Below are 13,837 nucleotides of genomic sequence, written 5' to 3' on the forward strand. Positions count from 1 at the left end.
AATGATGAAACCAATATGCTTCTCCAGAAGTAGTTACACAGTATTTTTATGTAAGGAACTTTAAATCTTAACCCATTCTAATATATCCTATTCAACATATAAGACCAAACCTTTTAAATATTCATTTTCTGGGTAGAAAATATTAATAGGATGGCAGTTTGGTTGAGTAGTCTGATGAAGAATTCTTACATTTCTATGTGCTTCAGCAGCTGCTTGGAATACTATTTTACGGAATAACTCTTTATCAATCTTTTGAGAACAAGAGAAGGTGAAAATGATACCGCCTTTTTTGATTTTTCTTAATGCCTTAAGGTTGAGCTGCTTATACCCTCTAGCAGCTTGAGTAACCACTTTGGCTGATTTGGCAAATGCCGGAGGATCAAGGATGACAACATCATAATCATTAGAATCCATCTTGTTGAGGTGCTCAAATACATCCGCACAGAAACCTTGGTGATCTCCGTTCTCCCCATTAGTAAATCCGTTGAGTGTTGCATTTTCATCACAAAGATCTATGGCAGGTTGAGAGGCGTCAACAGAGTGTACCAATTTGGCTCCAGCCTTTAATGCATACATAGAAAACCCTCCACTGTAAGAGAAAGTATTCAATACTTTAGCATCTTTTGAGTATTTACCTACAAGTGCTCTAGCATCTCTTTGATCTAAGAAGAAGCCCGTCTTTTGACCTGTTTCAACATCTACCCAGAATTTCACTCCATTTTCTACTACTTCTACTTTTGGAGATCCCTGCTTTTCGGTTAACCAACCTTTTGGCGTTTCAACGTTTTCTAAACGCTTAGAGATTTCTTTCGATTTGTTGTAGATACGCTCAAATCCAAGGTTTTGAATGGCTTTTACAATCATAGGAGCAATTCTATCCACCCCTTTGATAAGGATTTGAACAGAAACCAAGTCATTGTATACATCTGCGATTAATCCAGGGAAGAAATCACCTTCACCATGAATTAGACGATAACAATTTGTTTCCTCAGAGATCACATGTGCTTGACGCATAGCATAAGCACTCGCAATTTTCTCATTCCAATATTCTTGAGTGGTAGGATCTATAGGTCTTCTTGTATAATCAAATACTCTACAAACAATTTGATTACCTGGAGCATAAAACCCATACCCTAATAACTTCTCCCCTGTAACGATTTCGACGATATCACCATCGTTCAGGCTTTCTGGCATTTTCGCAACAGCACCCGAATAGATCCATGGGTGACGGTTGTCTAAGGCCTTTAGTTTATTTTTCTTTATGTATATTTTTTCCATATCTAAGTTAAGTAAGAGGTAAAGAGGTTATTTTACTTTCCCTCCAGTAATTTGATTTTTCCATTTCATCAATAATTCAAAAGCCTTTGCCCCTAATAGCTTTCTTGGGATGTTGACAATTTTTTCATACTGTATGAGTTTCTTGTAAAAATCATCTACTTCTGGAGTATTCATATGTTCCTTCACAATGGCCCAAGTTTCTAATTTGGATGGGATAGAACTAGTTTCTGAAAGACCACCAGCTGCATATTTAGCAACATAAGTATCTACATGCTGAAACTTTCTCTTTTCTATCCATCGATTGAAAATAAAATGGAAATCTGCTGAGATTCTCCAATCTTCCCATTGGAATGGATACTCAAGAAGTAATTCTCTCTTCACAAAAAGTGATTGATGGCTACAAACCATCCCTTTCCAAAGGTGATCAGCAGGGAAAGCTTGCTTGACTTTAGAAAACTGATCATAAACCACTTCATGGTTGCCATAAAGTAATTCAGTTCCGTCCTCTAGTTGGGCAAATACTTTGGCTACTGTTTCATGATCAAAGAAGTAGTCTCCAGCGTTCATAAAAATCACCCAATCTCCTGTAGCTAATTGTGTCCCTTTATTCATTGCGTCATAGATTCCCTTGTCATTCTCGGAAACAAAAATATCAATATCATTTTTGTATTTCGAAATGATTTCAGGTGTCTTGTCAGAAGAATTACCATCAACAACTATATATTCTAGCTGTGGATAATCTTGTGCAATAACACTTTTTAGTGTGGGCTCAATTTCTAGCTCACAGTTAAAAGAAATGGTTATAACGCTTACTTTTTGCATAGCTGCAAAGATATATAGGTATTCTGATCTTTTTATATAAATGAAGATGATTTACTATGTATTTACGATTCATAACTAAATAATATTTAATGGGTGTAGTACTTCTTCAAAGTATAGTCGTTTAAACAATTAAAATAACTTCACTTATTTTTTTAATGTTATCTACTATGAAAAAAATAATCATATTATTAGCTGTCCTTACGTTGTTAGTAGTTGATGGAGAATCGATGTACTTTTTCATCCATTCAACATCAAATATTGAAGGTTTCCTAAGTTTGTTGATAGTAGGAACAATAACAACAGCCGCCTACCTATCCTTACCATTATTTAAACCTCACAGAGATTAATAGGCTTATCCTAAAGTAGAAATGATTCATTTGCTTTACGCAGTTGTAGATTTTTACGGATATGTAAGTGTTTCGCATTAATAATTCTAATCCAAGCAAGATTTCTTAACAGTGAATTGAGAAATCTTACGGCATTATTATTAATTTTGTCGACTGTCGAAAAAGACAATATTTTTATCATCAAAAATATACAATGGAGCAACAAATTATAAATGGTATAGCGGAAGCAGTAAAGTCTCTTTATGATGTAGATTTAGACTCTTCACGTATTACACTTCAGCCAACAAAAAAAGAATTCGAAGGATCTTTAACTTTTGTGACTTTTGGTCTTACAAAACAATTGGGCAAAAATCCTGTAGAGATTGGTGAAGCGATTGGTAACTACTTAAAAGAAAATGTAGCTGCTGTTGCGGACTTCAATATTGTGAAGGGATTCTTAAACTTGGTCATTAGTGATACTGTTTGGGTATCGACATTAGCAGAACTTTCTACATCAGAAAATTTTGGTCGTGTTGCTCGTAATGGCGAAAAAGTGATGGTAGAATATTCTTCGCCAAACACAAACAAGCCATTACACTTAGGTCATTTAAGAAATAACTTTTTAGGACATTCTGTATCATTAATTTTAGATGCCGCAGGTTATGATGTACAGAAAGTGAACCTTGTAAATGATAGAGGTATTCATATCTGTAAATCAATGTTGGCTTATGTGAAGTTTGGTAATGGAGAAGAGCCTTCTGCAACATTAAAGGGTGATAAGCTTGTAGGTAATTACTATGTGAAGTTTGATAAAGCTTACAAGGCTGAAATTGCTCAATTAATAGAAGATAAAAAAGCAGATTATGCTTCCATTGCATCTGTAGAAGATTTAAAGGAATTAAAGAAATCTATTGAAGCAAAAGGAGCATCTAAGAAAAATAAAATTCCTTTAACGGATGAGGAGAAAGTTCAAATTAAAGACATCAAAGCTTTATTTGAATTTGCTGAAAAAAATGCACCACTGCTTTTAGAAGCGCAAGAAATGTTGCGTAAGTGGGAAGCAGGTGATGAAGAAACAGTAGCTCTTTGGAAGAAAATGAATGGATGGGTGTACGACGGATTTGCTCAATCATATAAAATGATGGGTGTTGAATTCGATAATGTATACTATGAGTCTGAAACTTATTTATTAGGTAAAGATATCGTTCAGGAAGGCCTTGATAAAGGAGTATTCTTCAAAAAAGAAAATGGTTCTGTTTGGATCGATCTTAAGAAAGAGAAATTAGATGAGAAACTTGTTTTAAGAGGAGATGGTACTGCTGTGTATATGACACAGGATATGGGTACTGCTGACCTAAAATACAAGGATTTCGGAATGAATAAATCGGTATATGTTGTTGGTAACGAACAAGATTATCACTTCAAAGTACTGAAAGCGATCATGAAGCACTTAGGTCGCTCATATGCAGATGGAATCTATCACTTATCATATGGTATGGTAGAGTTACCAGAAGGTAAAATGAAATCTCGTGAGGGTACTGTTGTTGATGCAGACGATTTGATCCAAGAGATGATTGATACAGCTGAAGAGCGTACAAAAGAATCTGGAAAAATTGATGGATTTACTGAAGACGAAGCAAAAGTATTATTCCAACAATTAGCATTGGGTGCATTGAAGTACTACTTATTAAAAGTAGACCCTAAGAAAACAATGCTGTTTAATCCTAAAGAGTCAATTGACTTCCAAGGTGATACCGGTGTTTATATTCAATACAACCATGCTAAGATCCAAGCTTTATTAAGAAGAGCAGATAAAGATGGTATCAATTACTCTGCTGCAGCTTTTAATGGTTTGACAGAGTTATCAGAAGCAGAAGCCGATCTAGTAGCTTTATTAGGTAAGTTAAATGATAAAATTGTTGAAGCAGCAGACTCGTATGCACCATCAATTATCGCAAACTACGCTTATGATGTAGCTAAGCAGTATTCTAAAGTTTATTCTGAATCTCCAATCTTCAATGAAGAAGACAGCCAGAAGAAAGCATTTAGAATTGCATTATCGAAACAATCAGCAGAGGCGATTAATAAATCTTTAGGATTAATTGGTGTTCAGTCTCCAAATAGAATGTAATTAGAGGGTAGTTATAACTACTTATAAATAGAAAGAGTGATCAATAATTTATTTTATGATCACTCTTTTTTTATAAGCTATTTGCTCATATTTTTAGTTACTATTCGGAATAGCTTTAGGTTGTTTGTTATCGTCGATACTAACGTAAACAAACATTCCTTCCGTTACCATATAACTATGTGTGAAATCATGTCCTTTTAATAAAGGCTTAGCCCATACTTCTAGATGAATTTTCATCGATGTTCTTCCCAGTTTTACAACTTCTCCATAAACACAGACAGCATCACCTACTGCTACAGGCTTGTGGAAAGTCATGCCATCAACAGCGACCGTTACAGTACGGCCTAAGGCAGTTTCTTTAGCTAAGATTCCTCCTGCAATATCCATTTGTGACATAATCCACCCACCAAAGATATCTCCATTGGCATTAGTGTCGGCTGGCATAGCAAGTGTCCTTAATAATAGTTCTCCTTTTGGTTGTGGTTGTTTTTCTTGTTCCATAAGTGTATAAAAAGTTTGGTAATAATAGAAGAGGTAAAAAATAATACGCACACTATAAATCAATTCTAAAAGTCCTCTTCAAAGTAATAGTGAATAATAATATCAGTAAGCTATAAATTTTTTAACGTTCGGTCATTACTTCTTATTGTGAATTTTATGTAAATAACTGATCATCCGGACATTATTTATTACTTAATTATGTTAAAATTATATTTTTTTTATGAACAAAACTAGCAAATCCAATAATTCTATGTACCTTTCATTTGAGATTTGATATTGATAAGAATAAATTTATTAAACTTATCGTTTTTGAATGAATTTTTTGGATTGACTTCGATTAGGTATTTCATCTCAGTGTTTTTTATTTATTAATTTTCTTTTACTAAGATGAATATCTTTGTAGCTAAGTTAAACTACGAAACTCAAGAAGATAGCTTGAGAACGTTGTTTGAAAGCTTTGGCGAAGTTGCCTCAGCAAAAATTATTTTTGATCGTGAAACAGAGCGTTCAAAAGGTTTCGGTTTTGTTGAAATGCCTAACGATGAGGAAGGTATGAACGCAATCAACCAATTAAACGAATCTGAATTAGACGGTAGAACAATTGTTGTTAAAGAGGCTCGTCCTAGAGAAAACAACGGTGGTGGCCGTGGTGGATTCAACCGTGGTGGTGGCGGATATAACCGTGGTGGCGGTTATGGCGGAAACCAAGGCGGTGGATACGGTAGATATTAATTTCAAACATCTTTTATAGATGTTGTTGCAATAAATATTAAAGTTCCTATAAAACGTAGTAACAAACAGTTACTACGTTTTTTTTATGCCTAAATTTTCTTAGCTTATTGAAAACCTAATTACCCAAAAGACCTAATTTGACTACTTATTAAAAATGAGATTACCCATTATAATCATTCTATATCTCATCTCTTGTGCTATTTTTTGTTCTGCTCAATCACACACCAATAAAACAAAAGTTCTTCAAGAAATAGAGAGTTTAATTGTTGCTGATTCATTACATAGAAAATATCTGCAAGAACAGATTAAGCAATTACATCAAATTATTAATGAAGAAGATGAAATAGGAGAGGTATCTTATGGTATTCCTGTTGTACCATTTAATGATACAATCTTCTTTGTCCACCATAAAGAGGAGCTTTCAGCTTATGATCGAGCCCATCATATCGAAGACTCAATAAGGTTTATCGTTGAGCACCACCTGTTTTTATTGGATACTGTGGTTATCACTGAATTTGATGATAACTACCAATTACTTTTCGATGGTAAGGTTATCCATACAATAGATTCTATTGATGCCAAAAAGATGCGTTCATCTCGTTTGAAGTTAGCAAGAGTAAGACAAAAGGCGATCAATAAGACCTTACACAATCAAATTTATGGTCAGGGTAAAGATGCAGGAATATATGCCTTAATAGGTTTAGTCATATTGTTTGTACTCATTTTTGTGATTAATAAAGTATACAAAGTATTGTATGAAAAGGTGTCCCATAGAAAGTGGTTGTCTTACGATTGGTTAAAGAGTATCTCATTATTTACAGAAGAAGATCAAGTAAAACTATTCCGTTATTTATTACTGGGTGTCAAATACGGATTGATATTAATGTTGATCTATTTGTATTTACCAATAGTCGGGCAATTTTCTCCACCACTAAAAGATATTTCCAATAGACTATTAAGTTATGTTCTTTCACCAATCAACGATATAATATTATCAATTTTAGTTTTCTTACCGAACTTGATGAAGATTATCATCACGATACTATTTTTTGTTTACCTACTTAAATTCATTCAACTGTTTGCTGATGCTGTGAAAGAAGAACGTATTGTTATCAATGGGTTTTACCCTGATTGGGTACCTCCAACAATGAAAATCATACGTTTCTTATTGTACACCTTTATGGTTATTATCATATTTCCATTACTCCCTGGAGCAAATTCCAATGAGTTCAAAGGGATTTCTGTATTTGTAGGTATCCTATTATCTATTGGTTCAAGTACAATCATTACCAATTGGATTTCAGGAATAGTGATCACTTACATGAGACGCTTTAAGATAGGTGACTGGGTAAAAGCAGGAGATGTAATCGGTGAAGTAGTTGAACGCTCTTTGTTTGTAACAAGGTTAAGATCATCTAAAAATGAAGTGATCACAATACCCAATAGTAAGATTTCGGAAGCTCAGACCATCAATTATTCTCAACCCATACATAAATACAAACTTATAGTACACACATCAGTAACTTTTGGTTATGAAGTGCCTTGGAGAAAAGTACATCAACTGTTAAAAGAAGCCGCAGCAAAGACGAACTTCTTATTGAAAAGAGATAAGACACCTTTTGTATTACAGAAATCACTAGATGATTTTTATGTGACATACCAACTAAATGCTTATACTCGTCACCCTGAAAAAATGTTTGCGATTTATTCTCAATTACATCAAAACATTCAAGATATTTTTAGTAGAGAAGATATAGAAGTGATGTCTCCTCATTATAGAGCTAATAGAGAAGACAATGAACGTACTGTACCTCCCTCTGATCAAATGTTAGACGATGAATAGAACAATAGAGTATAGTAAAAAAGCTTTTTAATTTATTCCTTCTATCAATTTTATGTATATTGATAGAAGGAATTTTTTATTGTCAATACATTATTGTTTGATAATAATTTCCTATTCCTTTAAAGACTAGATGACCTCTATTAGCAATGAAACTTATTATAGCCCTAACTTTCTTATTAACAAGTGCATTCTCGTATGCCCAAAATAGAACTGTCAATGAAGAGAAAGCTGAAATTTACAAAGAAATACAAAGTCTGATTGTCGCAGATTCTGTTTACAGATCCTATTTAAAAGAACAAATTAAAAGGTTGGATGGAATGGTTGCTTCTAATAAAAAAGAAGAACCACAAATGGTACTCAATGGTATACCTGTAAAACCATTTGGTGATACTTTATTCTTTGTACATCGAAAAGGACATATTTCAGCTTATAATAGAGCGAAGGCAATCAGTGATTCTTTGGTAAACATAGCATCACATCACTTATTTTTAATTGATACGGTGGAGTTAATAGAAATTGAAGATCATTATCAATTGGTCTTTAATAATAATGTGATCCATACTATAGACTCAATGGACGCAAAACTCATGCAATCATCAAGAATCCAGATTGCAAAAAAGCGTCAGAAGAAACTCAATGAAGCCTTGCATAATAAAGTGTACGGTCAGGGTAAAGATGCAGGATTATATGCTTTAGTAGGTTTGATTGTTCTATGTATTTTTATCATCATCATAAACAAGGCGTATCGATTTGCTTTAAATAAAGTAATCAATAAGAACTGGTTTAAGAATATTTGGGTAAAAAATGTCCGTATTCTTACGGAAGAAAATCAACTGAAGTTTATTAAGTATTTAATGATGGCGATTCGGCTTTCACTAATCTTTACCCTGATTTATTTATATCTACCTATTGTAGGTCAGTTTTCACCACCTTTACAAGATATATCAGATCGTTTATTAAGCTATGTGATTGATCCTGTTAAAGATATTATTAAATCAGCATTAGGTTTTCTTCCTAACTTGCTTAAGATTATCATCATCTTAGCCTTTTTCCATTACCTTATAGAGTTTATTAAGATCTTTGCTGATGCTATTAAAAGCGAACGATTAAAACTTCCAGGGTTTTACCCTGATTGGGTTCAGCCCACCATGAAGATCATCAAGTTTATGTTGTATACTTTTATGGTGATAATGGTTTTCCCACTTTTGCCTGGGGCAGAATCCAATGAATTTAAAGGGATTTCAGTCTTTGTAGGTGTGCTACTGTCTATTGGTTCAACTTCAGTAATTACTAACGCAATTTCGGGTATCGTAATTACGTATATGAGAAGGTTTAATATTGGAGATTGGATTAAAGCAGGAGATATAATGGGAGAAGTAGTTGAACGTTCATTGTTTGTGACAAGGTTGCGTACATCAAAAAATGAAATTGTGACCATACCAAATAGTAAGATTTCCGAATCTCAAACTATTAATTATTCTCAACCTATTAATCGATATAAATTAATCATTCATACCACAGTAACAATTGGTTATGATGTTCCATGGAGAAAAGTACATGGAATGTTAAAAGAAGCAGCAGAATTGACCGATGGTTTATTGGCTGGAGAAATTCCTTTCGTTTTACAGACATCTTTAGATGATTTTTATGTAAGTTACCAATTGAATGCATATACCAAGCAGCCAGAGAAAATGGCTAGGATCTACTCTCGATTACATCAAAATATTCAGGATATTTTCAGTAGAGAAGATGTTGAGATTATGTCGCCACATTATAGAGCCAATAGAGCAGATGATGAAATTACTATTCCTGATTTTGCACTTATGCAGGACCAGAAAAAAAATAAGGCTCCAAAACAAGATGTGGATGATAATACTCCAGGTATTAATGATGCACCAGAAGAACAACCTCCTGAAGATAATGATGATAAATAATTATGCAGAATGTATTACGTATTATAAAATTACCCTACTTAATATTTAGTTTCTTATACTCGATCTTTAACCAAATACTTTTTATAAGAAAATATGTCAATCCTATTCTTCTTGAATTTGAAGATTGTCATGATAACTCACTCCAACCAAAGGATTTTGAGAAAATACGAAAGTATTATGGGTTATCTATTACCGGAATTTTTGGAGCCTCATTGTGTAAACTTAGAGGACAAAAAATGCTTTTTGAAGAACGATATACAAGTACATTTCAAGCTTCCATTACAGGTCTAGTAGATGATTACTATGATGAACATGGAATGACTTTGGAGCGAATGAGGGAGTTTTTTGTAACACCTGACGAAGTAACACCTAAAAACCAAGCAGAATTATTAGGTATACAACTCTACAAAGAAAGTATTAAATATGTCAACGATTTTAATGCATTGGTGCCATTCCTTGATAATGTTAATCAGGCACAATCTGATAGTATGCAACAAGTAGAGACCAAAATGGATTTTCTACAATTGAAAATGCTAACCTTATATAAGGGAGGGAGCTCTTTTCTTTATTATAGATCCGCTTTCAGGCATCCTTTTAAAAAGAACGAAGAAAAGGCCCTGTACTTATTAGGAGGAATTACACAACTATCTAATGATATCTTTGATGTATACAAAGACCGAGAAAATGGTGTGCAAACATTATTAACTATCACTAAAGACATTGGAATGGTGAAAGACCTCTATAAAAAATGGATCAAAGAGTTTGAAGACTTATTTATCTGTTTGGATTATTCTCCGGGCAATATTCAATCCTTCCTCCAATTATACCACTTGGGAGTATTTTCTAGATGTTTTGTATGTTTAGATCAATTGATTTCACTTCAAGAAAAATCTGAAGGGGTGTTTGAATTACAAGATTATTCTAGAGAAGAATTAATCTGTGATATGGAACAATATTCTAACCTTACAAAGAGTATAAAATATTCAATATAGTATTATAGGATATAGAATAAAGGAATAAAATTATATTCTATGTAAGTAAAGTTTATGCTTTACATTACATAACGAAATATCCTATACCTATTACTCTATATCCTATTTTATTATGATTAGCTATTTTTTAATAAAGGATAAACGCCAATTGTAGCTGAAACCATCATTACTGAGGCAATACAGGCCATAATTGTACCTACTGTAGTATCTGCGTTAATTGCTGAATCGATGACTCCATAGTCCAAAGCAAGAAATGCAACGGGAACTAGGAAAAGCAAGAACTTTTTCATGGTTGTTATGTTTGTTAATAGATAAATTAAAAGATGTTTTGTCAATTAGGAACGACAGAATGTATATAACTTACTGTAGTTCTTATTTTTATATACGTAAAAGAATCGATGTTACTTAGTGGGATTAACAAATGCTAAGCAAAATTGTAGAACCTTGACATTCACTCTCTTGATAAATCAAAAACTAACCGATAAATTCGGTCAAAATCAGAAAATATGTTAACAAGAAGACCACGTAGAAATAGAAAATCAGAGGGCATTCGCTCAATGGTAAAAGAAACTATCTTAACGGTAGATGATTTTATTTTTCCTTTGTTCTTGATCGAAGGAGAAAATCACAAAGAAGAAGTTGTTTCAATGCCTGGTATCTACAGGTATACATTAGATCTTCTTATGAATGAGATTGGGGAGTGTTTGGATCTAGGGATCAAATCTTTCTGTCTATTCCCTTCTCTTGGTGATGACAAAAAAGACAGTATGGCAACCGAAGGTCATAACCCTGAAGGCCTTTACCAAGTCGCTTTAAGTTCTATTAAAGAGAAATACCCAGAAGCTGTACTGATGACTGATGTAGCTATGGATCCTTATAGTTCGGATGGTCATGACGGTATCGTTAGAGATGGTGAAATCATTAATGACGAAACGTTAGAAGTATTGGGTAAGATGGCATTGGCACAAGCAAAAGCGGGTGCTGATATTATTGGCCCTTCTGATATGATGGACGGTAGAATCGGTTACATCAGAGAAGTCTTAGACGATAATGGATATACTGATGTTTCCATTATGTCTTATTCAGCTAAGTATGCTTCGGCTTTCTATGGCCCATTCCGTGATGCACTAGATTCTGCACCAAAGTTTGGTGATAAGAAAACATATCAAATGGACCCTGCTAATGTAAAAGAAGCATTAATTGAGGCAGAGTTAGATTTTGTTGAAGGAGCAGATTTCTTAATGGTTAAACCTGCTTTATCCTACTTAGATGTTATCAAGACATTATCAGAGAATTTTGATATTCCAATTACAGCATATAATGTTTCTGGAGAATATGCAATGTTAAAAGCAGCAGCTCAGAACGGATGGTTGGAAAATGACAAGACCATGATGGAAATGTTATTGAGTATCAAACGAGCAGGGGCATCTGCGATCTTAACTTATTTCGCAAAAGAAGCAGCTGTACTTTTAAAAAAATAGAAATAGGTAGTTAGTGGTTATGAAATACTAATCGCTAACTACTAACTAAAACCAAATTCATGAAATTCTATATCTCCCCTTCACCTTCCCACCCTTATTTTTTAGACTTCAAGATCTCATTCGTCTGTACAACTGATGATACATTGGTAAAGCTTCCATTATGGAGACCTGGTCGTTATCAAGTGCAGACCTTCGCAAAAAATATTCGAAACATCGGGGCAGAAAGTAATGGCAAGGCATTTGAAGTACGAAATGTTAGTAGAAATACTTGGAGTGTACTTGGAAGCCAGGAAGGAGATGAGATAATACTTCACTATGAATACTATGCTCGCCATCAAGATGCTGGAGGCACTTGGGTAAGTAATGATTTTTGGTTAATAAATGGAATAAGTTGTGGTATGCTCCCTGAGGGACTTGACCAGGAAGAAATTGATGTTATTATTGACTTTCCATTAAATTTTGAAGTAGCAACTGCAGCGGTAAAAAAAGCCGATAGTTACCATTTTTCTAATTTTGAAGAATGGACTGAAACTCCTTTTATGGCAGGGTCAAAAATGCACCATCAATCTTTTGTGATGGAAGATTCAATGTTTCATATTTGGTTACATGGAAATATTCAACCAGACTGGACACAAATTGTTACCGACTTCAAGAAATTCACTCGAAAACAATTAGATATCTTTGGTGGTTTCCCTCATTCAGAGTTTCATTATTTATGCCTAATTCCATCATTTAGACATTATCATGGAGTAGAACATCCAACAAGTACTGTGATCACTTTGGGACCCGCTGTAGATTTTAATGATACAACTTTCTATGAAAATCTTTTAGGGATTTCCTCTCATGAGTTGTTCCATGTATGGAATATCAAAGGTATTCGTCCAAAAGAACTAAAACCGTACCCTTTATTTGAAGAAGTTTATTTTGATACTGGTTATGTAGCAGAAGGTGTTACGACCTATTTTGGCGATGAAATACTCTATCGTTCAGGAGCATACTCTAAAGAGCAATATAAAAATGAATTGAATAAGCTACTTACAAGGCATTTCGAAAATCAAGGACGTTATGCTTTATCAGTAGCAGATTCATCTTTAGAATTATGGACTGATGGTTATGAAAAAGGAATTCCTGCTCGAAAGACAAGTATTTATGTAAAAGGAGCTGTTGCCGCATTAATTCTTGATAGTATGATCAAAACAAAATTTGATGATCAGAAATCATTAGATGATGTAATGAAATTAATGTGGGAGCGTTTTGGTGAGAATTCTTTGGGTTATACATCAGAAGATTACAAAACCATTTCAGAAGAAGTTTTTGAAGCATCTCTAGACGAATATTTTAATAATGTAATCTTTGGAACGGATCTTTTAGAAGATAAAGTACAAGAAGCTTTACATCATCTTGGGTGGGAAACAGAAGTCAATTTCCCAAAAGAAGCACTTGCTAAATATTATGGTTTAAAAGTAGATACTAAAGGTATTATTGTAGATACTGCAGCTAGAAAAACAAGCCAGGATCTTGTGGAAGGAGATAAGATTATTTCAATAAATGATATTGTTGGCTCTGTAGATAGTTACCAAAAGATGGCGTCACAAAATGACGTATTAAAAGTTATTTACGAAAGAGATAGCCAAATCTTTGCAAAAGAGTTATATAAAAAGAAAGAGTTGTACTTTGCTAAGATTAATGTAACCTAAGTGAACTGAATAGTGTAATTAATAATCAATAAGTTTAAACAGAGGTACAAACTTGTTATCTTTACGTTTGGATAAACTAATTTTTTTAAATAAGATTTTT

General features: G+C 33.6%; 12 protein-coding genes. 8 read left to right on the forward strand and 4 right to left on the reverse strand.

What is annotated here, in order from left to right; all coding sequences use genetic code 11:
* Nucleotides 1–87: 87 nt before the first annotated feature.
* Together HGP29_RS04635 and HGP29_RS04640 are read right to left on the reverse strand one after the other, a co-directional pair.
* Complete coding sequence (locus tag HGP29_RS04635) at nt 88–1,278, reverse strand: class I SAM-dependent rRNA methyltransferase (protein WP_168881177.1); 1,191 nt, start codon at nt 1,276–1,278, stop codon at nt 88–90.
* 27 nt (nt 1,279–1,305) lie between these two features.
* A complete protein-coding gene (locus HGP29_RS04640; protein ID WP_168881178.1) occupies nt 1,306–2,100 on the reverse strand; it encodes a glycosyltransferase family 2 protein in 795 nt (264 codons plus the stop codon).
* A gap of 167 nt (nt 2,101–2,267) precedes the next feature.
* Between HGP29_RS04640 and HGP29_RS04645 the strand changes: the two genes are divergently transcribed.
* Together HGP29_RS04645 and argS are read left to right on the forward strand one after the other, a co-directional pair.
* Complete coding sequence (locus tag HGP29_RS04645; RefSeq protein WP_168881179.1) at nt 2,268–2,447, forward strand: hypothetical protein; 180 nt, start codon at nt 2,268–2,270, stop codon at nt 2,445–2,447.
* Between the two features lie 193 nt (nt 2,448–2,640).
* Entirely contained in the window at nt 2,641–4,557 is a 1,917-nt protein-coding gene (argS, locus tag HGP29_RS04650; protein WP_168881180.1) for an arginine--tRNA ligase, read from the forward strand.
* A gap of 93 nt (nt 4,558–4,650) precedes the next feature.
* Here the strand turns inward: argS and yciA are convergent, their stop codons facing one another.
* Nucleotides 4,651–5,058, reverse strand: coding sequence for an acyl-CoA thioester hydrolase YciA (gene yciA, locus HGP29_RS04655; protein ID WP_168881181.1), 408 nt, complete (start codon nt 5,056–5,058; stop codon nt 4,651–4,653).
* Between the two features lie 387 nt (nt 5,059–5,445).
* On the opposite strand from yciA, the gene HGP29_RS04660 reads away from it, so the two are divergent.
* The 4 genes from HGP29_RS04660 (at nt 5,446) to HGP29_RS04675 (ending at nt 10,559) form a co-directional block, all read left to right on the forward strand.
* Nucleotides 5,446–5,790, forward strand: a complete 345-nt coding sequence (locus HGP29_RS04660; protein ID WP_168881182.1) for an RNA recognition motif domain-containing protein — start codon at nt 5,446–5,448, stop codon at nt 5,788–5,790.
* 154 nt (nt 5,791–5,944) lie between these two features.
* Entirely contained in the window at nt 5,945–7,633 is a 1,689-nt protein-coding gene (locus tag HGP29_RS04665) for a mechanosensitive ion channel family protein (RefSeq protein WP_168881183.1), read from the forward strand.
* 146 nt (nt 7,634–7,779) lie between these two features.
* Nucleotides 7,780–9,567 carry a mechanosensitive ion channel family protein gene (locus HGP29_RS04670; protein ID WP_168881184.1) on the forward strand — a complete coding sequence of 596 codons (1,788 nt, stop codon included), beginning with the start codon at nt 7,780–7,782 and terminating at the stop codon, nt 9,565–9,567.
* 2 nt (nt 9,568–9,569) lie between these two features.
* Nucleotides 9,570–10,559 carry a hypothetical protein gene (locus tag HGP29_RS04675; protein ID WP_168881185.1) on the forward strand — a complete coding sequence of 330 codons (990 nt, stop codon included), beginning with the start codon at nt 9,570–9,572 and terminating at the stop codon, nt 10,557–10,559.
* Between the two features lie 116 nt (nt 10,560–10,675).
* On the opposite strand, the gene HGP29_RS04680 is transcribed toward HGP29_RS04675, so the two are convergent.
* Nucleotides 10,676–10,849: a hypothetical protein gene (locus HGP29_RS04680; RefSeq protein ID WP_168881186.1), complete on the reverse strand. Its 174-nt coding sequence runs from the start codon at nt 10,847–10,849 to the stop codon at nt 10,676–10,678.
* Nucleotides 10,850–11,065: 216 nt separating this feature from the next.
* Between HGP29_RS04680 and hemB the strand changes: the two genes are divergently transcribed.
* Nucleotides 11,066–12,040 (forward strand): porphobilinogen synthase, encoded by a 975-nt coding sequence (gene hemB / locus HGP29_RS04685; protein ID WP_168881187.1) that lies wholly within the window; start codon nt 11,066–11,068, stop codon nt 12,038–12,040.
* A gap of 59 nt (nt 12,041–12,099) precedes the next feature.
* Nucleotides 12,100–13,737, forward strand: a complete 1,638-nt coding sequence (locus HGP29_RS04690; RefSeq protein WP_168881188.1) for a M61 family metallopeptidase — start codon at nt 12,100–12,102, stop codon at nt 13,735–13,737.
* Nucleotides 13,738–13,837 lie beyond the last annotated feature (100 nt).

The organism is Flammeovirga agarivorans, assembly GCF_012641475.1.
Taxonomy (GTDB): Bacteria; Bacteroidota; Bacteroidia; order Cytophagales; family Flammeovirgaceae; genus Flammeovirga; species Flammeovirga agarivorans.